Source organism: Streptomyces sp. NPDC041205 (genome assembly GCF_055591765.1).
Map to the genome: position 1 here is coordinate 18,227 of NZ_JBVIZH010000012.1, position 23,501 is coordinate 41,727.

Consider the following 23,501-nt stretch of genomic DNA (forward strand, 5'->3'; position numbering starts at 1 on the left):
GGAAAACGCGGGGCGTCGCCCCTCGCCCACCTGCCACAATTGCCCCCATGACCACGCTGAAGGCGAAGCTGAAGGAAGACCTCACCGCGGCGATCAGGGAGCGCGATGAGCTGCGCTCCTCGACGCTCCGGCTGACGCTCACCGCCATCTCCAAGGAGGAGGTCGCGGGCACGTCCGCCCGTGAGCTGTCCGACGACGAGGTGCAGAAGGTGATCACCCGCGAGGCGAAGAAGCGCCGCGAGGCCGCCGAGGCCTTCGCGCAGGGCGGCCGCACCGAGCAGGCCGAGCGCGAGAAGGCGGAGGGCGAGGTGCTCGCCGCGTACCTGCCCCAGCAGCTCTCCGACGACGAGCTGGAGCAGATCGTCGCCGCGGCCGTCGCCGAGGCGAAGGGCGCGGGCGCCGAGGGGCCGCGTGCCATGGGCCAGGTCATGAAGATCGTGAACCCGAAGGTCGCCGGGCGCGCGGAGGGCGGCCGCGTCGCCGCCGCGGTCAAGAAGCTCCTGGCCGGCGGCTGAGCCTCAGCCCCGTGTGTCCGTTGATGGGGTGCCGCTTTGTACGTTGATGGGGTGCCGCCCAAGTCGGGAAGTTCGACTTGGGCGGCACCCCATCAACGTATGCAGACGCCCGTGGGCACCGTACTCAGAAGCCCCGGGGCCCCCGGCCGGACCGGCCGGACCTAGTCCCGCCAGCCCCCGGGCCCCCCGTCCCCACCACCGATGACCCCGGGCAGGTCCGGCCACGGGCTGTCGTCATCGTCGTCGTCGCCCCCGCCGCCACCGTTGTGGCCACCGTTTCCCCCGCCATTGCCCGGCTTCCCGTCGTCGCCGTCACCGTCTCCGTGGTCCCGGTCCCGGTCGCGGTCCTTGTCGCCGGGCAGGCGCACCGTCTCGAAGTCGGGGTCGGGCTTGCCCTCCAGGGCGCCGCTCATGGCGTCGCGCCAGATCGGGCCGGGGACCTCGCCGCCGAAGACCTTGCCGTAGGGGCGGCCGCCGATGGTGATGTTGACCATGCGGCGGTCGTGGGCCGGGTCGCCGACCCAGACGGCGCCGGACATGTTCGGGGTGTAGCCCGCGAACCAGGCGGCGTAGCGGAAGTCCGTCGTACCGGTCTTGCCCGCGCTGTCGCGGGAGCCGAGGCCGGCCTGCTTGCCCGTGCCGTCCTCGACCACGCCCTTGAGGAGGGTGTTGATCGTGTCGGCGGTCCGCTCCGACATGGCCTGCGAGCACGTCGACTTCGGCACCGGCAGTGACTTCCCGCCGAGGGTGCGGATCGACTCGATGGCGATCGGGGTGCAGTACTTGCCGCGCGCGGCGAAGGTCGCGTAAGCGCTGGCCATCGTCAGCGGCGACACCTCCTGGGTGCCGAGCGCGATCGACGGCGCCTGGTCCATCGGCTTGCCGTTGGCGCGCTGGACGCCCATCTTGGCGGCCATCTTCGTCACCGGGCAGATGCCGATGTCGCCGATCATCTCCACGAAGTAGGTGTTGACCGACTTCGCGGTCGCCTCCCGCATGCGGTAGGGGCCGACCTCGGACTCGTTCTCGTTGGTGAGCTTCTGGTTGCCGAAGTTCCGCCAGGTCTTGCCGTCGCAGGCGGAGACCCGCTCGGGGTAGGGCATCTCGTACGGCGAGTCGTACCGCTTGCCCGGAGACATGCCGCGCTCCAGGGCCGCCGCGGCCACGATCGGCTTGAACGTCGAACCGGGCTGGTAGCCCGCGCCGCCGCCCATCGAGTTGTCCACGGAGAGGTTGATCTCCGTCTCGTTCTTGCGGTAGCCGTACGGGCGGGACTGGCCCATGCCGAGGATCTTGCCGGTGCCGGGCTCGACGATGCTGGCGGCGGTCGCCACGTCGTCGGTCTGGTAGACGCGATTCTTTATCGAGGCCTGCACCGAGGTCTGGGTCTGCGGGTCGAGCGTCGTCCTGATGCGCAGGCCGCCGCGGTTCCACAGTTTGGCGCGGGCCTCCTTGGTCTTGCCGAAGACCGGGTCGTTCAGGAAGGTCTTCTCGACGTACTTGCAGAAGAACCCGGCGCCCTTCACGGCCGTGATGCAGCCGTTCTTGGGGCGGCTGACGTCCAGGCCGAGCTTGGTCTTCTTCGCCTCGTCGGCCTCGCGCTGCGAGATGTCGTGCGTCTCGGCCATGCGCTGGAGCACGACGTTGCGGCGCTGCTTGGCCTCGGCCGCGTCGTTCACCGGGTCGTAGCGGCTCGGCGACTGCACGATGCCGGCGAGGAGGGCCGCCTCCTGGAGCTTGAGGTCCTTGGCGGGCTTGGAGAAGTACCGCTGGGACGCGGCCTCGACGCCGTACGCCTGCTGACCGAAGTACGTGATGTTCAGGTAGTTCTTGAGGATCCGCTTCTTGCCGAGCTCCTCCTCGACCTGGATCGCGTACTTCAGCTCGCGGATCTTGCGGCCGAGGGTCTGCTGGGTGGCCTCGGCGACCTTGTCCGGGTCGTCACCGGCCTCCTCCACGAAGACGTTCTTCACGTACTGCTGCGTGAGCGTCGAGGCGCCCTGCGCGACGCCGCCGCTCTGCGCGTTCTGGTTCACCGCGCGCAGGATGCCCTTGAGGTCCACCGCGCCGTGCTCGTAGAAGCGGGAGTCCTCGATCGCGACGATCGCCTTCTGCATGTACGGCGAGATGCGCTTCAGCGGCACCACCGTGCGGTCGCGCGAGTACACCGTGGCGATGGCCCCGCCCGCCGAGTCCAGGATCGTGGTGCGCTGGCTCAGCGGCGGCTGCTTCAAGTTGGCCGGAATCTCGTCGAACCCCTCGACCGACCCCTTGGCCGCCAGGCCGATCACGCCCGCCGCGGGCAGCGCGATCCCGGCGAGCACCGCGCCCGCGAGCACGCTCACGCCCAGGAACTTGGCGGCCTGCTGCGCGGGGGAGAGACCACCGCCCGATCGCTTGTTTGCCATGGGGGCAGCCTACGTTCTGATTCGCCGGACACGCGTATATGCCTTGGCCTAAGCTGCTCTCAACTGTCACAGCAGTGTGGTCGCGCAACAAGCCCCGAGCCGTTCCCGAATCCGGCCGGTCGTCGCGGATCCTCGGCGGATCTTCAGCGGGCCTCCGGACGCGGATCTTCAGTGGGCCTCGGGATCCGGTGCCGGAATCGATGTCCGAATCCGCCTCGTCCGTCTCCTCGCGTCCGCTGTGACCCAGCTGAACTGCCCGCATTTGCCGGGTAGGTCACGCATGTCGCCAGCTCACTCCGTCGGGTGATCTGCCGCTTACGCATAGTCCGTTCGGGCCATTCAAGATTGGGCCCGCAGGGGGTGTTGCGCTGTGCCCACCTTCCGTAACGTCCTCAACTGGCGGCGGTGAATATGCCGCTGCCGCCGTGGGGGAGCCTCGATTCGGGAGAGGACGGCGCCGGTATGGGCTGGGTAACCGACTGGAGTGCGCAGGCCGCCTGCCGCACTACCGATCCGGATGAACTGTTCGTACAAGGAGCAGCGCAGAACAGGGCCAAGGCGGTGTGCACCGGCTGCCCGGTGCGCACGGAGTGCCTGGCCGACGCGCTGGACAATCGCGTCGAGTTCGGCGTGTGGGGTGGCATGACAGAGCGGGAGCGCCGCGCACTGCTGCGCAGGCGTCCCACGGTCACCTCGTGGCGCAGGCTCCTTGAGACCGCACGCTCCGAGTACGAGCGTGGCACGGGCCTGCTGCCCGTGGACTTGGACGACGAGGAGACCTACGAGAGCTACGCGGCCGTGGGCTGAGCCCCCGTCACGTGGCACCACGTCACGAGGCACCACCGCACCACCCGTCGCAGCACCCGCCCACCACCGGCCCCCAGGAGTGCCGCCGCTCACAGGCGGCACCGGGGCCGCCGGGCAGCCTGACGCGAAGGCTGAGCGACACCTGACGTATGGGCTGTACGCCAGGTGATTCGTCAGGGCGCGTCAGGACGGACGGAGTCCTGTGCGGCAGAGGTACGACGGCTGTGCGCGCACGTCTGGACGGGCGGTCACGCCCGGTCACCGGCCGCCCCGGCGAAACTTGGCGGCCCGTCGCCCGGAGCCGTCACTCCGGGTCGCCCGCGGCAGCGCCCGCCGACGCGAGCCGCTCGCCGATCGCGCGCAGGCCGTCGAGGTCGTGCACATCGCCCGGCAGCGCGGCCACCTCCGCCACGGCCACCTCCGGGTGCAGCGCCGTGAAGCGGTCCCGGGTGTGCCGCTCGCGGGCGAGCAGCCGCATGCGCTCGGCGTGCAGCCGCAGCAGGCCCGCGGTCAGCTGCTCGACGGACGCGCCGGAGTCGTCGTCCTTGGTTGAAGGGGAAGTGCTGTTCGCCTCAGGGGAGTTGGGAGCCTCGGACTCTGAGGAGTTACGCAGTCCAACATTCCCGTCCTCCTGATCCACAATGCCGCCCGCCGCAAGATTTTCCTCGGCGGCGGCCCCGGCCCCCTCCCCGGAGCCCTCCGCGGCCTCTTCAGCCTCTTCCTCGAGGCTCTCCGCCGCGGCCAGCGCCCGCTCCGCCGACAGCTCCGCGGCGCCGCTGCCGTGCACCCGGTTCAGGACCAGACCCGCCAGCGGCATGTCGTCCGCCGCGAGCCGCTCCACGAAGTACGCGGCCTCCCGCAGCGCGTCCCGTTCCGGCGACGCCACCACGAGGAACGCGGTCCCCGGCGCCTGGAGCAGCCGGTACGTCGCGTCGGCCCGCTTGCGGAAGCCGCCGAACATGGTGTCCATCGCGGCCACGAAGGTCTGCACGTCCCGCAGGAGCTGCCCCCCGAGCAGCTTGCCGAGGGCTCCCGTCATCATCGACATCCCGACGTTCAGGAACTTCATCCCGGCCCGGCCGCCCACCTTCGCCGGGGCCATCAGGAGCCGGATCAGCTTCCCGTCGAGGAACGAACCCAGCCGCTTCGGGGCGTCGAGGAAGTCGAGGGCGCTGCGTGACGGCGGGGTGTCCACCACGATCAGGTCCCACTCGTCGCGGGAGCGCAGCTGACCCAGCTTCTCCATCGCCATGTACTCCTGCGTGCCCGCGAAGCCCGCCGAGAGCGACTGGTAGAAGGGGTTGGAGAGGATCGCCCTCGCCCGGTCCGCGTCCGCGTGCGCCTCGACGATCTCGTCGAAGGTGCGCTTCATGTCGAGCATCATGGCGTGCAGTTCGCCCGCCCGTCTCCCCCCACCGTCCTTGCCCGAATCGCCGCGCGACGCACCTTCTGGTGCCTGGACGTCCTTCACCCGCCGCGGCACGTTGTCCAGCGAGTCGATCCCCATGGACTGCGCCAGCCTGCGCGCCGGGTCGATCGTCAGGACCACCACCGTGCGGCCCCGCTCGGCGGCGCGTAGGCCGAGGGCGGCCGCGGTGGTCGTCTTGCCGACGCCGCCGGAGCCGCAGCACACCACGATGCGGGTCTTCGGGTCGTCGAGCAGGGCGTCGACGTCGAGCGGGTCACATGCCGGGTCGAGGCTCATGAGATTCCTGGTCTTCGCGTGGTGGGTGGTGTGGTGCCGACGGGCGTCGCCGGGCCGCGCCGGGTGTCCCCGGCGCGCTCACGAGATGCCCTGGTCGCGCAGCTCCCCGGCCAGCTCGTACAGGCCCGCGAGGTCCAACCCGTCGGCCAGCAGGGGCAGTTCGTGCAGGGGCAGGCCGTGCTCGCCGAGCACGGCCCGCTGGGCGCCCTCCAGGGCGTACCGCTCGGCGTACTCGGCGGCCTGGGCGAGGAGCGGGTCCACCAGCCGTCCCGCGGCGCCGCGGGCCCCGCCGAGCCCCGCGGCCGCCAGGGTCTTGGCGATGGCCGTACGGGGCGTGCGCTCCAGGCCGAGCTCGAGCTCCGCCTCGTCGAGGAGGGCCGGACGCACCATGTTCACGAGGACGCGGCCCACCGGCAGCCCGGCGGCGCGCAGCTCGGCGATGCCGTCCACGGTCTCCTGGACGGGCATCTCCTCCAGGAGCGTCACCAAGTGCACGTTCGTCTCGGGCGACTTGAGGACCCGCATGACGGCCTGCGCCTGATTGTGTATCGGCCCGATCTTCGCGAGCCCCGCCACCTCGTCGTTCACATTGAGGAAGCGGGTGATGCGGCCGGTCGGCGGGGCGTCCATGATCACGCAGTCGTACGCGTACCGGCCCCGCTTGTCCTTGCGGCGGACCGCCTCGCAGGCCTTGCCGGTCAGCAGGACGTCGCGCAGACCGGGCGCGATGGTGGTCGCGAAGTCGACGGCGCCGAGCTTCTTCAGGGCGCGGCCCGCGCTGCCCAGTTTGTAGAACATCTGGAGGTAGTCCAGAAGGGCCAGTTCGGGGTCGATGGCGAGGGCGTACACCTCCCCGCCCCCCGGAGCGACGGCGATCTTCCGCTCCTCGTAGGGCAGCGCCTCTGTCTCGAAGAGCTGCGCGATGCCCTGTCTGCCCTCGACCTCCACGAGGAGGGTGCGTTTGCCCTCCGTCGCGAGGGCGAGCGCGAGGGCCGCGGCCACCGTGGTCTTGCCGGTACCGCCCTTGCCGCTGACGACCTGGAGCCTGCTCACGTATTCGAGCCTAACCAGTCGCCCGGCGGGCTACGCATGAGGCCCGGGACGTCAGGTGTTCGTGAGGCCCCCGGTGCCAGGCATTACAGTCGCCGTATGACCAAGTGGGAATACGCAACCGTGCCGCTGCTCGTCCATGCCACGAAGCAGATTCTGGACACCTGGGGCGAGGACGGCTGGGAGCTCGTCCAGGTCGTGCCCGGGCCGAACAACCCCGAGCAGCTGGTGGCCTACCTGAAGCGGGAGAAGCAGGCATGAGCGGCGTGGTCGAGGCCCGGATCGCCGAGCTGGGTCTGACCCTGCCCGGCGTCGTCCCGCCGCTCGCGGCGTACCGGCCCGCGATCCAGTCGGGCGTGTACGTGTACACGGCCGGCCAGCTGCCGATGGTGGACGGCAAGCTGCCGGTCACCGGCAAGGTCGGCGCGGAGGTCACGCCGGAGGAGGCCAAGGATCTGGCCCGCACCTGCGCCCTGAACGCGCTGGCCGCGGTCAAGTCGGTCGCGGGCGAGCTGGACCGCGTCGCGCGCGTCGTGAAGGTCACCGGCTTCGTCGCCTCGGCCCCCGACTTCACCGGCCAGCCCACCGTCCTCAACGGCGCCAGCGAACTCCTCGGCGAGGTCCTCGGCGACAAGGGCGTCCACGCCCGCAGCGCGGTGGGCGTGGCGGTGCTTCCGCTGGACGCGCCGGTCGAGGTCGAGATCCAGGTGGAGCTGCTGCCGCAGTAGGGGTCGCGGGGGACGGGCGGCCCGGCTTCGCACGGCTGCCCGGCTCCCCCCCCCGTGCCGGATCGGGCACAGCCCCGTCCCACGGTGCCGTTCCGTCCAAGGGCCCACCACGCCCCCGTACAACGGCCGCGTCCCCTCGGCGTACAAGAGGCCCCTCGAACATCCGCACCACACCGGATAGCCTCCGCCCATGGCAAATGGGCAGTGGTACCCACCGGAGTGGCCCGACCGCGTCCGCGCCCTCGCGGCAGGCGAACTGACCCCCGCCCCACCCCGCCAGGCGGCCACGGTCATGCTCCTGCGGGACACCGCGGAACCCGGGGCCGCCGACGCGGGCCCCGAAGTGCACATGCTGCGCAGAAGCGCCTCGATGGCCTTCGCGGGCGGCGCCTACGCCTACCCCGGCGGCGGCGTCGACCCCCGCGACGACGACCACCACGTCCGCTGGGCGGGCCCGCCGCGCGCCGCGTGGGCGGCCCGCCTGGGCGTGGACGAGGCGGCGGCCCAGGCCATCGTGTGCGCGGCCGTCCGCGAGACGTACGAGGAGGCGGGCGTCCTGCTCGCCGGGCCGACCCCGGACAGCGTCATCGACGACACCACCGGCGACGACTGGGAGGCGGACCGCGTCGCCCTGGTCGCCCGTGAGCTGTCCTTCGCCGAGTTCCTGGACCGCCGCGGCCTGGTCCTGCGCAGCGATCTGCTCGGCGCGTGGGCCCGCTGGATCACCCCGGAGTTCGAACCGCGCCGCTACGACACGTTCTTCTTCGTCGCCGTCCTCCCGGCGGGTCAGCGCACCCGCGACGTCTCCACGGAGGCGGACCGCACCGTCTGGATCCGCCCTCGGCAGGCCGCCGAGCGCTACGACCGCGGCGAACTCCTGATGATGCCGCCGACCATCTCCACGCTGCGCCAGCTCGACGGCTCCGCCACGGCCGCCGACGCCCTGGCCTCCGCCGATTCCCGCGACCTGACCCCGGTCCTGGCCCGGGCCCGCCTGGAGGACGGCGAGCTGATCCTGTCCTGGCCGGGCCACGACGAGTTCACCAAGCACATCCCGGCGGGTGGCGCGGCATGAGGCGACCGGCCGCCGCCGCACGGCACCGCACCCACCCGGACCCGACGGGAGTCACCCCCGCATGACCGAAGCAGCCGCCCTCCCCGGCCAGCCCCGCGGCGGCGTACTCAGCGGCCCCGCCACCGACCGCGCCGTCAACGTCCTCGCGCCCAACCCGTCCGCGATGACCCTGGACGGCACCAACACCTGGATCGTCGCGGAGCCGGGCTCCGGCCTCGCGGTCGTCATCGACCCGGGCCCGCTCGACGAGGCACACCTCGCCCACGTGATCGCGACGGCCGAGAAGCAGGGCACGCGGGTCGGGCTCACCCTGCTCACGCACGGCCACCCCGACCACGCCGAGGGCGCCGCGCGCTTCGCGGAGCTGACCGGCACCAAGGTCCGCGCCCTGGACCCGGCGCTGCGCCTCGGCGACGAGGGCCTCGCGGCGGGCGACGTGATCACGACGGGCGGCCTCGAACTGCGCGTCGTACCGACGCCCGGACACACGGCCGACTCCCTCTGCTTCCATCTGCCCGCCGACCAGGCGGTCCTGACGGGCGACACGGTCCTCGGCCGCGGCACCACGGTCGTCGCCCACCCCGACGGCCGCCTCGGCGACTACCTGGACTCGCTGCGGCGGCTGCGCTCCCTCACGGTCGACGACGGCGTGCACACGGTCCTTCCGGGCCACGGCCCGGTCCTTGAGGACGCCCAGGGCGCGGTCGAGTTCTATCTGGCGCACCGGGCGCACCGCCTGGCCCAGGTGGAGACGGCGGTCGAGAGCGGGTACGTGGCGCCGGGCGACGTCGTGGCGCACGTGTACGCGGACGTGGACCGCTCGCTGTGGCCCGCGGCGGAGCTGTCGGTGCGGGCGCAGCTGGACTACTTGCGGGAGCACGGGCTCATCTAGGGCCTGGGTGCATCCAAGGCCTGGTCGGCGGGGCGGCGCGGACTCCCATCGGACAGGGGGTGTCCAGCGGTTCGGCGCGGGGTCGCATGGGTTCAGGTCCTGCGCGCGGACCCGACGGGAGCGCCGGAGGACTCTCTAGTGCGCCCCGGGCTCGCCCTGATCCGGGCGCGGGGTCTTCACTCCGTGCACCGCCGTGTACTCCGCGGCCAGCCACGGCCCGATCACGTCGGTGTACTCCCGCAGCGCGGCGGCGTCGGCGGTCGGTTCGAGTGCCATGGCGGCCGCCGCCCGCATCGGGTCGGCCCACTGGGGGTAGTGGCGCGCGAACGCCGCCGCCATCTCCGTGAGGTCGCTGGTCCAGCCGCCCCAGCGCGGCATGACGAGCGTGAAGCCGGTGCGGACGAGGTGGCGGGAGGCGCGGCGGACCAGGGCGCGCAGTTCGTCAGGGTCGGCGGCGGCGGCCTGGGCGCGCCAGCGGGGCAGGAACAGGGCGAGGTCGCCGTTGGTCTCGCGGGCGAGGAGGCTGTCGGGCCGGTAGCGGGGCAGGAATTCGGCCAGGTCCTCGCCGAGCAGGGGCGTGCAGAGGCAGGCCACGAACCAGCCGAGGTCGTACGTCTCCAGCTCGCTCAGGACGGCCGCGCGGCTCGAGAGCAGGATGCCCACGCCGTCGACCTCGGCGAACTCCTTGTCCACGGCGGTGGCGACGGCGTCCGCGTCGGCGCGGTCGTCCGGGGCCGGCTCCTCGCGCAGGACGAGCAGCAGGTCGAGGTCGGAGCGGCCCGCGCGGGCGGCGCCGCGGGGCACGGAGCCGTACAGGTAGGCGCTGTCGAGGCGCTTGCCGAAGGTCTCCGCGACGCGGTCGCGCGCGGCGGCGACGACGGGCCGGAAGGCGTCGCCCACCCGCCCCAGCGAGCCCTCACGCTCGATGTAGCCCTGACTGTCCAGTCCCCGACCGACGGTGCCCATGGGCCCACTGTGCAGCGTGCCGCGCCCCGGAGCACGCAAATTCCGCCCTGAAGTCGACTGGTGGCGCGGGGCACACGTGTGATCGAGGGGCGCCGGGACGTCTCCGCGGGGGCCGGGTCGGCTCCGCGGGCATACGACGGCGGGGCCGCCCCTGACTCCAGGGACGGCCCCGATCGCGTACGAAGCACCGGGCTCCGCGCGGGAAGCGCGGGAGGCCCGGAAGGTACGAAGGGCGCGGAAGGCCGGCGTCAGCGGGACCGCTTGGCCAGGCGCTCCACGTCGAGCAGGATCACCGCGCGGGCCTCCAGGCGCAGCCAGCCGCGGCCCGCGAAGTCCGCGAGGGCCTTGTTGACCGTCTCGCGGGAGGCGCCGACCAGCTGGGCCAGCTCTTCCTGCGTGAGGTCGTGCACCACGTGGATGCCTTCCTCGGACTGCACGCCGAAGCGGCGGGACAGGTCGAGCAGGGCGCGGGCCACGCGGCCGGGGACGTCGGAGAACACCAGGTCCGACATCTGGTCGTTGGTCTTGCGCAGGCGCCGGGCGACGGCGCGCAGCAGGGCGGCGGCCACCTCCGGGCGGGCGTTCAGCCAGGGCTGGAGGTCGCCGTGGCCGAGGCCGAGCAGCTTGACCTCGGTGAGGGCGGAGGCCGTGGCCGTGCGCGGGCCCGGGTCGAAGAGCGACAGCTCACCGATCAGCTCGCCGGGGCCGAGCACCGCGAGCATGTTCTCGCGGCCGTCCGGGGAGGTGCGGTGGAGCTTCACCTTGCCCTCGGTGACCACGTACAGGCGGTCTCCGGGGTCGCCCTCATGGAAAAGCGCGTCCCCGCGCGCGAGCGTCACCTCACTCATGGAGGCGCGGAGCTCCGCGGCCTGCTCGTCATCGAGCGCCGCGAAGAGCGGGGCGCGCCGCAGAACGTCGTCCACGAGTTCTCTCCTTGTCGACCTGCATCAGGGGACGGTGCCCCCAGTTTGCCGGACGGTTCAAACAGTGTGATCAGTCACTCAAGTCTGCCGCACTTGTGACGGGGGCAATGCGGAAGGGGGCCAATTGGGGGCCGATCCGGGGGACCGGCGACGGATACGGACGTCCGGACGTGGGTCGGACACCTGCTCCCTGGCCCGTGAGAGCACAGGCCACGGCGGCAGCGGTCACGGGCACCTCCGGTGATTCTGCTGTGGGCGAACACGCTTACGTTACCCCGAGGAACCGGACAAATCGGGCGTTGGGTGGGGTGTGGGTGAGGTCTTTTCGGCGTGTTGGGGGGGGCGGGGTGGAGGTCGGGGTGGGGGAGCCGAGGGGTGGGGCGAGGGGTGGGCCGAGGTGTGTCGGGGGGTGGGGCGAGGGTGCGCCGGGGGTGGATCGGGGGTGGATCGGGGGGCGCGCCGGGTGTGGTGTCGGAGTGCGTGCCGGAGCGTGCTCCTCGGTGCGCTCGGCCGTGTGCGTCGACTTTCCGCCAATGGGGCGTGGTGGGGCGGGGGTGTGGCGCCGGTCGGGGCGCCCGTGGCGGTGCGTTCCGGCTCGCCGGACGATCTCCGGCGCGTGACAACTGCGCATCTCCCCCGTCCGTGTCAGTGACGGCCCGTACGCTGGCGCCATGGCGAAACGAGGTGTGTCAGAAGGCTCCAGGGACGGAGGCGGGGCGGTGCCGGAGGGGACGACCAGGGCTGCGGCGGGCGCGGCGCCGAAGAGGGCGAAGACGGCGGCCTCGGCCAAGAAGGCGGCTCCCACCAAGGGCACGGCTCCCGCCAAGAAGGCGGCTCCCGCCAAGACCGCGAAGGCCACCACCCCCCTCAAAAAGCCCAAACCCCCGCAATCCCACACCGCCCTCGTGCGGCAGGCCCGGCGGATCAACCGCGAGCTGGCCGACGTGTATCCGTACGCCCACCCGGAGCTGGACTTCGAGAACCCCTTCCAGCTCCTGGTCGCCACCGTCCTGTCGGCCCAGACGACGGACCTGCGGGTGAACCAGACGACCCCCGCCCTCTTCGCCCGCTATCCGACACCCGAGGACCTGGCCGCGGCCAACCCCGAGGAGGTCGAGGAGCTGATCCGCCCGACCGGCTTCTTCCGCGCCAAGACGCGGTCGATCATGGGCCTGTCGGCGGCGCTGCGCGACGACTTCGGCGGCGAGGTCCCCGGTCGCCTCGACGACCTGGTCAAGCTGCCGGGCGTGGGCCGCAAGACCGCCTTCGTCGTGCTCGGCAACGCCTTCGGTGTCCCTGGCATCACCGTGGACACGCACTTCGGCCGCCTGGTGCGCCGCTGGAAGTGGACCGAGGAGACCGACCCGGACAAGGTCGAGGCCGTCGTCGGCGGGCTGTTCCCGAAGAGCGACTGGACGATGCTCTCGCACCGCGTGATCTTCCACGGCCGCCGCATCTGCCACGCCCGCAAGCCCGCCTGCGGCGCCTGCCCGATCGCCCCCCTCTGCCCGTCGTACGGAGAGGGCGAGACGGACCCCGACAAGGCCAGAAAGCTCCTGAAGTACGAGATGGGGGGCATGCCCGGCCAGCGGCTCAACCCCCCGCCGGGTTATCCGGGCAAGGCGGCCCCGCCCCTGGGCGCCGCCGGGTGACCCGGGGGCCGGGAGCGGACCCGGGCGGCCTCCGGGACGAGGAACCATCAGCGGGACGACAGGCGTTGTGCAGAGACGGACGGGGGTGCCGATGACGCACGCGAGCGATACGCACACAGGCGAGACGGACATGAGCGACGGCCAGGACCAGGACCCGGCGCACCCCCAAGGCTCCGCGACCGACCCCGCGCGCCGCGACGCCCCGGCCCCCGCGACCGACCCCGCGCGCCGGGGCGACCACCACGCCCTCACCGCCCAGGGCCTGCTCTCCGCCGACGGCCTGCCCGAGTGGCTGACCCCCGTGCTGCGCGCCGTCGAGAGCGTCCGCCCCGACCAGCTCAGCCGCTTCCTGCCGCCGGCGAACGGCGCGGGCCGCCAGTCCGCCGTCCTCATCCTCTTCGGCGAGGGCGAGCAGGGCCCGGAGCTGCTGCTCATGGAGCGGGCCAGCTCGTTGCGCTCGCACGCGGGCCAGCCGTCGTTCCCCGGCGGCGCCCTCGACCCGGAGGACGGCGACCCGCACGTGGCGGGCCCGCTGCGGGCCGCGCTGCGCGAGGCCGAGGAGGAGACCGGCCTCGACCCGGGCGGCGTGCAGCTCTTCGGTGTGCTGCCGAGCCTGTTCATCCCGGTGAGTGACTTCGTCGTGACGCCGGTGCTCGGCTGGTGGCGCGCGCCGAGCCCCGTCGGCGTCGTGGACCCGGCCGAGACGGCCCGGGTGTTCACGGTCCCCGTGTCCGATCTCACGGACCCGGCGAACCGCGCGACGACGGTCCACCCGAGCGGCCACAGCGGCCCGGCGTTCCTCGTCGAGTCCGCCCTGGTCTGGGGTTTCACGGCCGGTCTCATCGACAGACTGCTGCACTACGCGGGCTGGGAGCGCCCCTGGGACAGGGACCGTCAAGTCCCGCTCGACTGGGGCTCATGACAAGGTTGCGGGGACCGGGCCGACCGGAGCCGTGCGTACCGCCCACGGGGCGGGCGCGAGGACAGTGACGCGCGAAGACCGCGAGGCGAGGCGGGGAATGATGCGAGGCGAGGACTGAATTCCGTGAACGTGCTGGACATCCTGCTGCTGCTCGCCGCCGTGTGGTTCGCGATCGTCGGCTACCGCCAGGGTTTCGTCGTCGGCATCCTCTCGGTGATCGGCTTCCTCGGCGGCGGTCTCATCGCGGTGTATCTGCTGCCGGTCATCTGGGACGCCTTCACCGACGAGGGGGCGAGGGTCAGCACGACCGCGGCCGTCGTCGCCGTGGTCGTCGTCATCGTCTGCGCCTCCGTCGGTCAGGCCTTCACCACGCATTTGGGCAACAAGCTGCGCCGGTACATCACCTGGCAGCCCGCCAGAGCCCTGGACGCCACCGGCGGCGCGCTGGTCAACGTCGTCGCGATGCTGCTCGTCGCCTGGCTGATCGGCTCCGCCCTCGCGGGCACCACGCTGCCGACGCTCGGCAAGGAGGTGCGCAACTCCACGGTGCTGCACGGCGTCTCCCGCACGCTGCCCAACCAGGCCGACACCTGGTTCGCGGACTTCTCCTCCGTCCTCGCGCAGAACGGCTTCCCGCAGGTCTTCAGCCCGTTCTCGAACGAGCCCATCAAGGACGTCCAGCCTCCGGACCCCAAGCTGGTGGGCAGCAAGGTCGCAGCCGACGCCAAGCGCTCCATCGTGAAGATCAGCGGTGACGCGCACAGCTGCGGCAAGGCCCTCGAAGGCACCGGCTTCGTGTTCGCCCCGCGCCGCGTGATGACGAACGCCCACGTGGTCGGCGGCGTCGACGAGCCCAAGGTGCAGATAGGGGGCGAGGCCGAGAAGTACGACGCCAAGGTCGTGCTCTACGACTGGGAGCGCGACATCGCCGTCCTCGACGTGCCGACCCTGCCAGCCCCGCCGCTGCAGTTCACCTCGCGCGACGCCCAGAGCGGCGACAGCGCGATCGTGGCGGGCTTCCCCGAGGACGGCCCCTACGACGTCCGCTCCGCGCGCGTGCGCGGCCGCATCACGGCCAAGGGCCCCGACATCTACCACCGGGGCACGGTCCGCCGCGATGTGTACTCGCTGTACGCCACGGTCCGCCAGGGCAACTCCGGCGGCCCGCTGCTCACCCCGGACGGCAAGGTCTACGGCGTGGTGTTCGCCAAGTCGCTCGACGACCCGGACACCGGATACGCCCTGACCGTGGACGAGGTGCGCGAGGACATCGAGCGCGGCCGCACCGCCAACCAGGAGGTCGACAGTCAAGGGTGCGCGCTCTAGGCGCGCCCCTGGGGGGAGCCGCCGCGCGGGGGTGGGTGCGGGTGCGGGTCAGTCGCGGGTGTGCCGCAGCCGCGCGGACATCCAGCGGGCCCGGCGGCGCAGAATGCGGGGGATGCCGATGGCCTCGGCGGAAGCCGCGTCAGCCGCGTCTCCGGAGTGTCCCGGATCGTGCGGGCCGCCCCTCTCGTGGCCGTTCACCACGGTGGCCGTCCGGCGCTTGCGTGCTACGTCACTGTAGTCGTGCGTCCAGCCCATACCCGGACGTGTGCCCCTGCCTCAAGGTCGGTAACCGCGCCCAAGGGCCTCAATTGGCCTATGCGGCGGGCAATTGGCGTTCGTAGGACAGTAGTTCCCTGCGGGGGTGACGAACCGTGACGAACGTTCTACTCGTCCGGCGGTGACGACCGCTCCACCGGTCCGGCCGTGACGCTCGTCCTACCGGTCAGGCTCGGGATCCTTGAGCCAGGACACCAACTCGTTGGAGAACGCCACCGGGTCCTCCTCGTGCGGGAAGTGCCCGAGGCCGTCGAACAGCCGCCAGCGGTAGGGCGCTTCGACGTACTCGCCGGATCCCGCCGCGCTGCGGGTGCGCATCACCGGGTCGAGGGAGCCGTGCAGATGCAGCGTCGGCACCCGCACCGGCCGCTTCATGCGCCGGTTGAACTGGATCCCGTCGGGCCGGGCGAGGGAGCGCACCATCCAGCGGTACGGCTCGATCGAGCAGTGCGCCGTCGAGGGGATGCACATGGCACGGCGGTACGTCTCCACGGCCTCGTCGTCCGGCAGGCTCGGCCCCGACCAGTCCCGCACCAGGCGCCCCACCAGGGCCCCGTCGTCCGCGACCAGCTGACGCTCCGGCAGCCACGGCCGCTGGAAGCCCCACACGTACGACCCGGCCGCCGTCTGCTTGTGGTCCCGCAGCATCGCCGCGCGCCAGCGCCGCGGGTGCGGCATCGAGGAGACGGCGAGGCGGCGCACCAGCTTGGGCCGCATCACGGCAGCCGTCCACGCGAGGTAGCCGCCCAGGTCGTGCCCGACGAGCGCGGCGTCGGGCTCGCCGAGGGACCGTACGACACCCGTGATGTCCAGGGCGAGGTTCGCGGGGTCGTAGCCGCGCGGGGTGCGGTCGCTGCCGCCGACCCCGCGCAGGTCCATCGCCACCGCGCGGAAGCCCGCGTCGGCGAGTGCGACGAGCTGGTGCCGCCAGGCCCACCAGAACTGCGGGAAGCCGTGCAGGAGCAGCACCAGCGGGCCCTCACCGGCCTCCGCGATGTGGAAGCGGGCGCCGTTCGCGGCGACGTCCCGGTGCGTCCAGGGGCCCTCGATCCGTACGGTCGAGGGGGGCGCGGCGGTGGTCCTGTCCGAGGGTGGGCCTTGGTCCGTCATGTAGTCGAGCGTGCCACAGCGTCGGCCCGCTCACCGGCCTCCAGCTCAAGGGCGCCCGCAGGGGCCACGGCGCGCGGATGCGGCTTGACGTTGCTCAGGACGGCGGCGGTCTCCTTGGCGGCGGCAGCGGCCTTCTGGGGGCCCTTGCCCTTCGCGGCCTTCTTCGCGTAGATCACGCCGATCCACGCGAGAAGTCCGGCCACCAGGACATTCGCCGCGAACGAAAGCACGAAGCAGATGGCCATGTTCCAGCCGCTCCAGGTGCGGATGCCGTAGGCCAGGGCGAAGCTCAGCATCGGCAGCGAGAAGATGAGGACGGCGGTGGCCGCGATGAACGCGGCACTGCCGATCGCACCGCGCTTGACGTCCTGCGTCAGCTGGGCCTTGACCAGCGCGATCTCATCGTGCACCAGCTCCGACATCTCTTTGCTCGCCGCGGAGACGAGCTGGCCGAGGCTGCGTTCGGTGCCGACGGGACCGTCGGGTGCGCTCATCGCTTGCTCCTCATTTCTCTGACTTCTTCTCTGCCTGCGGACCTGTCCGCGGGGTCGGCCTGGGCGGTCGGTCCGCGCGGACAGGTCCGGGCGGACGGCCCTCGCGGCTGTCCGCGCGTAAGTTCTGGTCAGATCAGATCATGCCGGACCATCGCTGCTGTCGCTCGATCCGGCTGACAGTTGAGCAAGTCTGCGGTGCTCGGCGGCCTTCTTGTCGTAGATCTCCGCCATCCGCAGGTGGTAGTCCGGATTGTCCTGTTCGTAGATGTCGGGGATGCCGTCGAGGTCGTCGTCGCGCTCCTCGTCCTCCCACAGCTTGCGGTACTTGCGGTTGCGGACCTTCAGCAGGACTCCGGAGACCACGGCCGCTATCAGGGAGCCGATCAGTACGGCGGCCTTGATCTCGTCGGTGAGCAACGGGTCCTCGCTGAAGGCGAGTTCCCCGATGAGCAGCGAGACAGTGAAGCCGATCCCGGCGAGCGAGGCCACCGCGAACACATCCGGCCAGGCCAGGTCCTCGTTCAGTTCGGCCTTGGTGAAGCGGGCCGCGAGCCAGGTGCCGCCGAAGATGCCGACGGCCTTGCCGACGACGAGGCCGAGCACCACACCGAGGGTCTCCGGCTTGGTGAAGACATCGCCGAGCGCCCCGCCGGAGACGGCGACACCGGCGCTGAACAGCGCGAACAGCGGCACGGCGAGCCCCGCCGAGAGGGGGCGCACCAGATGCTCGATGTGCTCACCGGGGGAGTGCCGCTCGCCCTCCTCCTTGTGGCAGCGCAGCATCAGGCCCATGGCGACACCGGCGATGGTGGCGTGGACGCCGCTGTTGTACATCAGGCCCCAGACGACCAGGGCCAGCGGAACGTAGATGTACCAGCCGCGCACGCCCTTGCGGAGCAGCAGCCAGAAGACGGCGAGGCCGAGGAGCGCGCCGCCGAGCGCGGCGAAGTTCAGGTCGCTGGTGAAGAAGATCGCGATGATCATGATCGCGAAGAGGTCGTCGACGACGGCGAGGGTCAGCAGGAAGGCCCGCAGTGCCGACGGCAGCGAGGTGCCGATGACCGCGAGGACGGCGAGCGCGAAGGCGATGTCGGTCGCGGTCGGCACGGCCCAGCCGTCCGTGGCGCCGCCGCCGATGACGTTCACCAGCGTGTAGACCAGGGCGGGCACGGCCATGCCGCAGATCGCGGCGATCACGGGCAGGGCGGCGGCCTTGGGCTCCCGCAGGTCGCCGGCGACCAGCTCACGCTTGAGCTCGATCCCGGCGACGAAGAAGAAGACGGCGAGCAGCCCGTCGGCCGCCCAGTGCTGTATCGACAGGTCGAGGCCGAGCGAAGCGGGTCCGAGGTGGAAGTCCCTGACGCTCTCGTAGCTCTCCTTGATCGGGGTGTTCGCCCAGATCAGGGCCGCGATGGCGGCGATGAGCAGGAGTACACCACCGACGGTCTCGGTGCGCAGCGCCTCCGCGACGAAGTTCCGCTCGGGCAGGGAGAGGCGTCCGAGTACTTTGCGGTTGCTGCTGGTGGGCGCGGCCACGGGAGTCGACCTCCGGTCGGTAGGCAGGGCTGAGCACATGCCGACCAGACTTCCCGGCGCACCTAGGCGTTTCTTGTCGCGTTGTTGACGTTGATCCTTAGCTTACCTAACCGTGCGCCAGGACTCATCCGGCGAAAATCACTTTAAGCACAAAAGAGGCACCCGGCGCGGGTGGCGCCGGGTGCCTTTCAGGGGGCCGCGCGGGGGACTTTCAGCCCGTCCGGCGGTTGCGGACGAGGCCGAAGGCCGATCGGCGGCGGCTCGGGGGAGCGCGCCCCTGGACTCAGTCCTCGCTCGGCGCAGCCGGCAGCTTGGACTGGATCAGGTCCATCACGGACGAGTCCGTGAGCGTGGTCACGTCACCGAGCTGACGGTTCTCCGCGACGTCCCGAAGGAGGCGCCGCATGATCTTCCCGGACCGCGTCTTCGGCAGCTCGGCCACGGGCAGGATCCGCTTGGGCTTGGCGATGGGGCCGAGCGTCGTCCCCACGTGGTTGCGCAGCCGGCCCACCAGCTCCGCGTCGTCCGCGTCCGCCGTGCCCCGCAGGATCACGAAGGCGACGATGGCCTGGCCCGTCGTCTCGTCGGCGGCACCGACGACGGCGGCCTCCGCGACGGACGGGTGCGACACGAGCGCCGACTCGACCTCGGTGGTGGAGATGTTGTGCCCGGAGACGAGCATCACGTCGTCCACCCGGCCGAGCAGCCAGATGTCCCCGTCGTCGTCCTTCTTCGCGCCGTCCCCGGCGAAGTACTTGCCCTCGAAGCGCGACCAGTACGTGTCGATGAACCGCTGGTCGTCACCCCAGATGGTGCGCAGCATCGACGGCCACGGCTCGGTGAGCACCAGATAGCCACCGCCGCCGTTCGGCACCTCGTTCGCCTCGTCGTCCACGACGGTCGCCGCGATCCCGGGCAGCGCACGCTGCGCGGAGCCCGGCTTGGTCTCGGTCACGCCGGGCAGCGGGGAGATCATCATGGCGCCGGTCTCGGTCTGCCACCACGTGTCCACGATCGGGCAGCTGTCGGCGCCGATGTGCTTGCGGTACCAGATCCACGCCTCGGGGTTGATCGGCTCGCCCACCGACCCGAGCACCCGCAGGCTGCTCAGGTCGAACTTGGCGGGGATGTCGTCGCCCCACTTCATGAACGTACGGATCGCCGTCGGCGCCGTGTACAGGATCGTGACCCCGTACTTCTGCACGATCTCCCAGAACCGGCCCTGGTGCGGGGTGTCCGGCGTGCCCTCGTAGATCACCTGGGTCGCGCCGTTCGAGAGCGGGCCGTAGGTGATGTACGAGTGTCCGGTGACCCAGCCGATGTCGGCCGTGCACCAGTAGACGTCGGTCTCCGGCTTGAGGTCGAAGACGGCGTGGTGGGTGTACGACGCCTGCGTCAGATAGCCGCCGGACGTGTGCAGGATGCCCTTGGGCTTCCCCGTCGTCCCGGAGGTGTAGAGGATGAACAGCGGCTGCTCGGCCTCGAACGCCTCGGGCGTGTGCTCCGGCGACTGCTTGCCGACGACGTCGTGCCACCACAGGTCGCGGCCCTCGGTCCACGCCACGTCCTGCTTGGTGCGCTGGACGACGAGCACCTTCTCGACGCCCTCCACGCGGCCGACGGCCTCGTCGACCGCGGGCTTGAGCGCGGACGGCTTGCCCCGGCGGTAGCCGCCGTCGGCGGTGATGACGAGCTTGGCGTCGGCGTCCTTGATGCGCGCCGCGATCGCGTCCGCGGAGAAGCCGCCGAACACCACCGAGTGCGCGGCGCCGATGCGGGCGCACGCCAGCATCGCCACGACCGCCTCGGGGATCATCGGCAGATAGACCGCGACCCGGTCGCCCGCGGTGATGCCCAGCTCGGTCAGGGCGTTGGCCGCGCGGCTGACCTCGTCCTTCAGCTCGGCGTAGGTGATGGCCCGGCTGTCGCCGGGCTCACCCTCGAAGTGGATGGCCACGCGGTCGCCGTTGCCCGCTTCGACGTGGCGGTCGACGCAGTTGTACGCGACGTTGAGCTTGCCGTCGGCGAACCACTTCGCGAACGGCGGGTTCGACCAGTCGAGCGTCTCGGTCGGTTCGGTGGCCCAGGTCAGCCGGCGGGCCTGCTCGGCCCAGAAGCCGAGCCTGTCAGCCTTGGCCTGTTCATACGCCTCCGCCTTGACGTTGGCGTGCGCCGCCAGCTCGGCCGGTGGCGCGAACCTGCGGTCCTCCTTGAGCAGGTTGGCCAGGCTTTCGTTGCTCACGACATCTCCCTTTCCCAGGGTGTCCGTTGTGTCCCAGCCCACAGCTCATCAGACACTCGACCTCGGTGACAAGGGCTTGCCGGAAATTGGTTTAGACCTCTACCGGATGGGCGGGGGGGCACCTGGCTGAACACCTCGTCAGGTGCCTGTCCCGCGCGCGCCGTCGCACCCGCTTCCCGCCCTTCCTCCGCTCCCGCCGTGCCTTCGGCCAGCAGATATGCCTGTGCCTCGCCCACGTGGAAGTACATCCCGTGCAGTTCCAGGTCCCCTTCGGCGAGCCGCCTTGCGACCGCTTCGTGAGCCCGCAGGTGCTCCAACTGCTGGACGATGTTGGTGAGGCAGAGCTGCTCGACGGCGTCGGCGGGGGCGCGGCCCGCGAGACGGGGCATGCCGCGCGGGGTCCCCGCCGCCGCCGAGCCGGGGGTCTGTCCGGCCGCCCCGAGGTCTTGCTCGGCCGCGGCCACGAGGGTTTGGTCCGCAGCCGTCCCGAGGGCGCGGTCCGTCGCGGTCCCAAGGGTGCGGTCCGTCGCCGTCCCAAGGGGCTTGTCGACCGCTGTCCCGAGGCCCTGCTCGGCCGCCTCCGCGGTCTGCTCGGCCATCCGCTCCAGGCTCGGCAGGCCGTGCCGCAGCCAGCGCTTGAGCGGTGTCTGCGCCCCGGTCGGTGGCGTGTTGAGCAGCGCCTGCATGGCGCCGCAGCCCGAATGCCCGCACACGGTGATGGACTTGACCTTCAGCACGTCCACCGCGTACTCGATCGCGGCGGCCACCGAGTCGTCGCCGCTCTCGGCGCCGGGCAGCGGCACCAGGTTGCCGACGTTGCGGACGACGAAGAGGTCGCCGGGGCCGCTCGACGTGATCATCGATGTGACGACGCGGGAGTCGGCGCACGTCAGGAAGAGCTGCACGGGCCGCTGTCCCTCGCGCGCGAGGCGGGCCAGCTCACCCCGCACACGCGGCGCCGTGTTCTGCTGGAACGCGCTGATTCCCTTGGCCAGTTGGTGCTGTTCGGGGCGGTCGGTGCGCGGGGGCTCCTGCGGGGTGTCGCACTGGTGGTTGCGCCAGGGCGTCCAGGGGCGGCAGCCGCAGTGGGCGGTGGCGGCGGGCTCCGTGATGCGCTGGCCGCCGCGGCCGGTGACCTCGGCGCCCCCGCCCTGCGCGGCGTGCGCGTCGAGCCAGCTGTGCAGGGTCTCGTACGCCGCGTGGTCCATGAAGGAGCCGTCCAGCTCCACGACGGCGTGGGCTCGCTGGGGGATGTGGTGCAGGCAGCGGCTGAGCCGGGGCACCGCGAGGAACGTCAACTGTCCCCGCACGTGCACGTGGTGAACGCCGTCCGAGTCCTCCTCACAGGTGATCCGGGTGCGGGCGAGGCGGTGCAGGGCGACGGCCACCGCCACGGCGACGCCCATGGCCACGCCTTCCAGGACGCCGAGGAACACCACGGCCAGGGTGGTGGCCGCGTAGACGAGCACTTCGCGGTGGCGGGTGACGGTGCGGATGTGGTTGATGCTGACCATCTGGGCGCCGACGGCCATGACGAGCGCGGCCAGGGAGGCGAGCGGGATCATCTCCAGGACCGGCACGAGCAGCAGGGCGGCCGCTACTAGCCAAACGCCGTGCAGCATCGTGGAGTTCCTGCTGACGGCACCGGCGCGCACATTCGCCACGCTGCGCACGGCGACGCCCGCGACGGGGAGTCCGCCGAGCGCTCCGGACACCACGTTCGCCATGCCTTGGCCGCGCAGCTCGCGGTCGAGGTCGGAGCGGCCCACCCGCTCCTGGGTGCCGGTGCGCCGGGTGGTGAGCTTGTCGATGGCGACCGCGCCGAGCAGCGACTGGACGCCGCACACCAGCGTGACCGTGAGCACGGCGGCGACCAGGCCGAGCGCGGGGCCTTCGGGGAGTCCGGCGAGGGCGTGGGTGCGCCAGGAGGGCAGGTCGACCTTGGCCACGGTCAGCGTGGCGAGCCCGGAGAGCGCGGTGGCCGCCGTGACGGCGACGAGCGGTGCGGGGACGGTCCGTGCGGCGCGTCCGACGCGGCCGGGGATCCGGGGCCACAGCAGCAGCACGCCGAGTGTGAGCGCGCTCACGGACAGCGCGGCCGGGTGCAGGTCGGCCAACTGGGCGGGCAGTGCGCCGAGGTTGGCGGTCACGGAGCTCTGGGGGGTGCCGCCGAGCACGATGTGCAGTTGGGCGGCGGCGATGGTGACGCCGATTCCGGCGAGCATGCCGTGTACGACGGCGGGGCTCACCGCGAGCGCGGTGCGGGCCACGCGCAGGCAGCCGAGGCCGATCTGGGCGAGTCCGGCGAGGACGGTGATGGCGCAGGTCGTCCGCCAGCCGTAGCGCTGGATGAGGTCGGCGGTGACGACGGTGAGTCCGGCGGCGGGGCCGCTGACCTGGAGGGGGGCGCCGCCGAAGCGTCCTGCGACGAGGCCGCCGACGGCGGCGGCGACGAGGCCCGCCTGGAGCGGTGCGCCGGTGGCGAGGGCGATTCCCAGGGACAGCGGCAGGGCGATCAGGAAGACGGCGACGGATGCGGACACGTCGGCGCCCGAGACGCGGAACTTCTTGCGCGGTGGCGGCGCGTGGGGCTGCTGGGGGCGGGGGCCGTGCGCCGAGTCGGCGGCGCTTGTGGGGACGCAGGCAGACATGTTTCCCGTCTCCTCCGGGGCGGCGCGGTCGCGGAACAGGGGGTCCTCCGGCGGAATCCGGAGGGCGGGTCGCGGCCGTGGGTCACGGCGTTGCAGCGGCGGGATATCTCAACTCTCGGTAAACGAACCGTAATGCAGTGTAAAGGTCTTAGCCGGATCATCGGGGCAAATGGGGCAAGTGATCACTCTAATGAGTGAATAAAAATGCTCATCGGCTTGTCGG

Annotated in this window: 20 protein-coding genes; 9 read left to right on the forward strand and 11 right to left on the reverse strand. The window is 71.7% G+C overall.

The window, feature by feature from the left end; translation table 11 throughout:
• Nucleotides 1-47: 47 nt before the first annotated feature.
• Entirely contained in the window at nucleotides 48-515 is a 468-nt protein-coding gene (locus ACZ6BG_RS34690; RefSeq protein WP_469009081.1) for a GatB/YqeY domain-containing protein, read from the forward strand.
• Nucleotides 516-676: 161 nt separating this feature from the next.
• On the opposite strand, the gene ACZ6BG_RS34695 is transcribed toward ACZ6BG_RS34690, so the two are convergent.
• A complete protein-coding gene (locus tag ACZ6BG_RS34695) occupies nucleotides 677-2,923 on the reverse strand; it encodes a transglycosylase domain-containing protein (protein WP_469009084.1) in 2,247 nt (748 codons plus the stop codon).
• A gap of 462 nt (nucleotides 2,924-3,385) precedes the next feature.
• On the opposite strand from ACZ6BG_RS34695, the gene ACZ6BG_RS34700 reads away from it, so the two are divergent.
• On the forward strand, nucleotides 3,386-3,730 hold the full coding sequence (locus ACZ6BG_RS34700) for a WhiB family transcriptional regulator (RefSeq protein WP_170316297.1): 345 nt from the start codon (nucleotides 3,386-3,388) through the stop codon (nucleotides 3,728-3,730).
• A 304-nt stretch (nucleotides 3,731-4,034) separates the two neighbouring features.
• On the opposite strand, the gene bagB is transcribed toward ACZ6BG_RS34700, so the two are convergent.
• Complete coding sequence (bagB, locus tag ACZ6BG_RS34705) at nucleotides 4,035-5,435, reverse strand: ATPase BagB (RefSeq protein WP_469009088.1); 1,401 nt, start codon at nucleotides 5,433-5,435, stop codon at nucleotides 4,035-4,037.
• Nucleotides 5,436-5,513: 78 nt separating this feature from the next.
• Complete coding sequence (bagA, locus tag ACZ6BG_RS34710) at nucleotides 5,514-6,488, reverse strand: ATPase BagA (RefSeq protein WP_469009090.1); 975 nt, start codon at nucleotides 6,486-6,488, stop codon at nucleotides 5,514-5,516.
• Nucleotides 6,489-6,584: 96 nt separating this feature from the next.
• Between bagA and ACZ6BG_RS34715 the strand changes: the two genes are divergently transcribed.
• The 4 genes from ACZ6BG_RS34715 to ACZ6BG_RS34730 all read left to right on the forward strand — a co-directional run bounded on the left by ACZ6BG_RS34715 (nucleotide 6,585) and on the right by ACZ6BG_RS34730 (nucleotide 9,180).
• The gene (locus tag ACZ6BG_RS34715) at nucleotides 6,585-6,746 is read left to right on the forward strand and encodes a DUF4177 domain-containing protein (protein WP_003975360.1); all 162 of its coding nucleotides are present in this window, start codon (nucleotides 6,585-6,587) and stop codon (nucleotides 6,744-6,746) included.
• Nucleotides 6,743-7,213, forward strand: coding sequence for a RidA family protein (locus ACZ6BG_RS34720; RefSeq protein ID WP_469009092.1), 471 nt, complete (start codon nucleotides 6,743-6,745; stop codon nucleotides 7,211-7,213). The genes ACZ6BG_RS34715 and ACZ6BG_RS34720 overlap by 4 nt, the downstream gene beginning before the upstream one ends.
• A 190-nt stretch (nucleotides 7,214-7,403) precedes the next feature.
• Nucleotides 7,404-8,288 carry an NUDIX hydrolase gene (locus ACZ6BG_RS34725; RefSeq protein WP_469009093.1) on the forward strand — a complete coding sequence of 295 codons (885 nt, stop codon included), beginning with the start codon at nucleotides 7,404-7,406 and terminating at the stop codon, nucleotides 8,286-8,288.
• Nucleotides 8,289-8,349: 61 nt separating this feature from the next.
• Nucleotides 8,350-9,180 carry an MBL fold metallo-hydrolase gene (locus tag ACZ6BG_RS34730; RefSeq protein ID WP_469009095.1) on the forward strand — a complete coding sequence of 277 codons (831 nt, stop codon included), beginning with the start codon at nucleotides 8,350-8,352 and terminating at the stop codon, nucleotides 9,178-9,180.
• Between the two features lie 135 nt (nucleotides 9,181-9,315).
• Here ACZ6BG_RS34730 and ACZ6BG_RS34735 read toward each other — a convergent pair whose 3' ends face one another.
• Nucleotides 9,316-10,146: a nucleotidyltransferase domain-containing protein gene (locus tag ACZ6BG_RS34735; RefSeq protein ID WP_469009099.1), complete on the reverse strand. Its 831-nt coding sequence runs from the start codon at nucleotides 10,144-10,146 to the stop codon at nucleotides 9,316-9,318.
• Nucleotides 10,147-10,394: 248 nt separating this feature from the next.
• Complete coding sequence (locus ACZ6BG_RS34740; RefSeq protein WP_016642758.1) at nucleotides 10,395-11,069, reverse strand: Crp/Fnr family transcriptional regulator; 675 nt, start codon at nucleotides 11,067-11,069, stop codon at nucleotides 10,395-10,397.
• 671 nt (nucleotides 11,070-11,740) lie between these two features.
• Between ACZ6BG_RS34740 and nth the strand changes: the two genes are divergently transcribed.
• The 3 genes from nth (at nucleotide 11,741) to ACZ6BG_RS34755 (ending at nucleotide 14,969) form a co-directional block, all read left to right on the forward strand.
• Nucleotides 11,741-12,721 carry an endonuclease III gene (gene nth / locus ACZ6BG_RS34745; protein WP_469009101.1) on the forward strand — a complete coding sequence of 327 codons (981 nt, stop codon included), beginning with the start codon at nucleotides 11,741-11,743 and terminating at the stop codon, nucleotides 12,719-12,721.
• A gap of 130 nt (nucleotides 12,722-12,851) precedes the next feature.
• On the forward strand, nucleotides 12,852-13,643 hold the full coding sequence (locus ACZ6BG_RS34750) for an NUDIX hydrolase (RefSeq protein ID WP_469009103.1): 792 nt from the start codon (nucleotides 12,852-12,854) through the stop codon (nucleotides 13,641-13,643).
• Between the two features lie 123 nt (nucleotides 13,644-13,766).
• Nucleotides 13,767-14,969, forward strand: coding sequence for a MarP family serine protease (locus tag ACZ6BG_RS34755; RefSeq protein WP_468460257.1), 1,203 nt, complete (start codon nucleotides 13,767-13,769; stop codon nucleotides 14,967-14,969).
• Between the two features lie 48 nt (nucleotides 14,970-15,017).
• Here ACZ6BG_RS34755 and ACZ6BG_RS34760 read toward each other — a convergent pair whose 3' ends face one another.
• The 6 genes from ACZ6BG_RS34760 to ACZ6BG_RS34785 all read right to left on the reverse strand — a co-directional run bounded on the left by ACZ6BG_RS34760 (nucleotide 15,018) and on the right by ACZ6BG_RS34785 (nucleotide 23,278).
• Nucleotides 15,018-15,224, reverse strand: coding sequence for a hypothetical protein (locus tag ACZ6BG_RS34760; RefSeq protein ID WP_468460255.1), 207 nt, complete (start codon nucleotides 15,222-15,224; stop codon nucleotides 15,018-15,020).
• A 180-nt stretch (nucleotides 15,225-15,404) separates the two neighbouring features.
• Nucleotides 15,405-16,355 carry an alpha/beta fold hydrolase gene (locus ACZ6BG_RS34765; RefSeq protein WP_469009109.1) on the reverse strand — a complete coding sequence of 317 codons (951 nt, stop codon included), beginning with the start codon at nucleotides 16,353-16,355 and terminating at the stop codon, nucleotides 15,405-15,407.
• Entirely contained in the window at nucleotides 16,352-16,849 is a 498-nt protein-coding gene (locus tag ACZ6BG_RS34770; RefSeq protein WP_468460251.1) for a phage holin family protein, read from the reverse strand. The genes ACZ6BG_RS34765 and ACZ6BG_RS34770 overlap by 4 nt, the downstream gene beginning before the upstream one ends.
• A 138-nt stretch (nucleotides 16,850-16,987) precedes the next feature.
• Nucleotides 16,988-18,385, reverse strand: coding sequence for a Na+/H+ antiporter NhaA (gene nhaA / locus ACZ6BG_RS34775; protein WP_469009111.1), 1,398 nt, complete (start codon nucleotides 18,383-18,385; stop codon nucleotides 16,988-16,990).
• A gap of 283 nt (nucleotides 18,386-18,668) precedes the next feature.
• Nucleotides 18,669-20,669 (reverse strand): acetate--CoA ligase, encoded by a 2,001-nt coding sequence (gene acs / locus ACZ6BG_RS34780; protein WP_469009114.1) that lies wholly within the window; start codon nucleotides 20,667-20,669, stop codon nucleotides 18,669-18,671.
• Nucleotides 20,624-23,278 carry a bifunctional SulP family inorganic anion transporter/carbonic anhydrase gene (locus ACZ6BG_RS34785; RefSeq protein WP_469009116.1) on the reverse strand — a complete coding sequence of 885 codons (2,655 nt, stop codon included), beginning with the start codon at nucleotides 23,276-23,278 and terminating at the stop codon, nucleotides 20,624-20,626. The genes acs and ACZ6BG_RS34785 overlap by 46 nt, the downstream gene beginning before the upstream one ends.
• Nucleotides 23,279-23,501 lie beyond the last annotated feature (223 nt).

Excerpts from the sequence above, each read along its gene's own strand:
- ACZ6BG_RS34730 (WP_469009095.1), top strand. The coding sequence starts at position 8,350 with ATGACCGAAGCAGCCGCCCTCCCCGGCCAGCCCCGCGGCGGCGTACTC.
- ACZ6BG_RS34720 (WP_469009092.1), top strand. The coding sequence starts at position 6,743 with ATGAGCGGCGTGGTCGAGGCCCGGATCGCCGAGCTGGGTCTGACCCTG.
- ACZ6BG_RS34725 (WP_469009093.1), top strand. The coding sequence starts at position 7,404 with ATGGCAAATGGGCAGTGGTACCCACCGGAGTGGCCCGACCGCGTCCGC.
- ACZ6BG_RS34715 (WP_003975360.1), top strand. The coding sequence starts at position 6,585 with ATGACCAAGTGGGAATACGCAACCGTGCCGCTGCTCGTCCATGCCACG.
- ACZ6BG_RS34760 (WP_468460255.1), bottom strand. The coding sequence starts at position 15,224 with ATGGGCTGGACGCACGACTACAGTGACGTAGCACGCAAGCGCCGGACG.
- ACZ6BG_RS34690 (WP_469009081.1), top strand. The coding sequence starts at position 48 with ATGACCACGCTGAAGGCGAAGCTGAAGGAAGACCTCACCGCGGCGATC.
- ACZ6BG_RS34735 (WP_469009099.1), bottom strand. The coding sequence starts at position 10,146 with ATGGGCACCGTCGGTCGGGGACTGGACAGTCAGGGCTACATCGAGCGT.
- ACZ6BG_RS34700 (WP_170316297.1), top strand. The coding sequence starts at position 3,386 with ATGGGCTGGGTAACCGACTGGAGTGCGCAGGCCGCCTGCCGCACTACC.
- ACZ6BG_RS34770 (WP_468460251.1), bottom strand. The coding sequence starts at position 16,849 with ATGAGCGCACCCGACGGTCCCGTCGGCACCGAACGCAGCCTCGGCCAG.
- ACZ6BG_RS34785 (WP_469009116.1), bottom strand. The coding sequence starts at position 23,278 with ATGTCTGCCTGCGTCCCCACAAGCGCCGCCGACTCGGCGCACGGCCCC.
- ACZ6BG_RS34750 (WP_469009103.1), top strand. The coding sequence starts at position 12,852 with ATGAGCGACGGCCAGGACCAGGACCCGGCGCACCCCCAAGGCTCCGCG.
- ACZ6BG_RS34765 (WP_469009109.1), bottom strand. The coding sequence starts at position 16,355 with ATGACGGACCAAGGCCCACCCTCGGACAGGACCACCGCCGCGCCCCCC.
- bagB (WP_469009088.1), bottom strand. The coding sequence starts at position 5,435 with ATGAGCCTCGACCCGGCATGTGACCCGCTCGACGTCGACGCCCTGCTC.
- ACZ6BG_RS34695 (WP_469009084.1), bottom strand. The coding sequence starts at position 2,923 with ATGGCAAACAAGCGATCGGGCGGTGGTCTCTCCCCCGCGCAGCAGGCC.
- nth (WP_469009101.1), top strand. The coding sequence starts at position 11,741 with ATGGCGAAACGAGGTGTGTCAGAAGGCTCCAGGGACGGAGGCGGGGCG.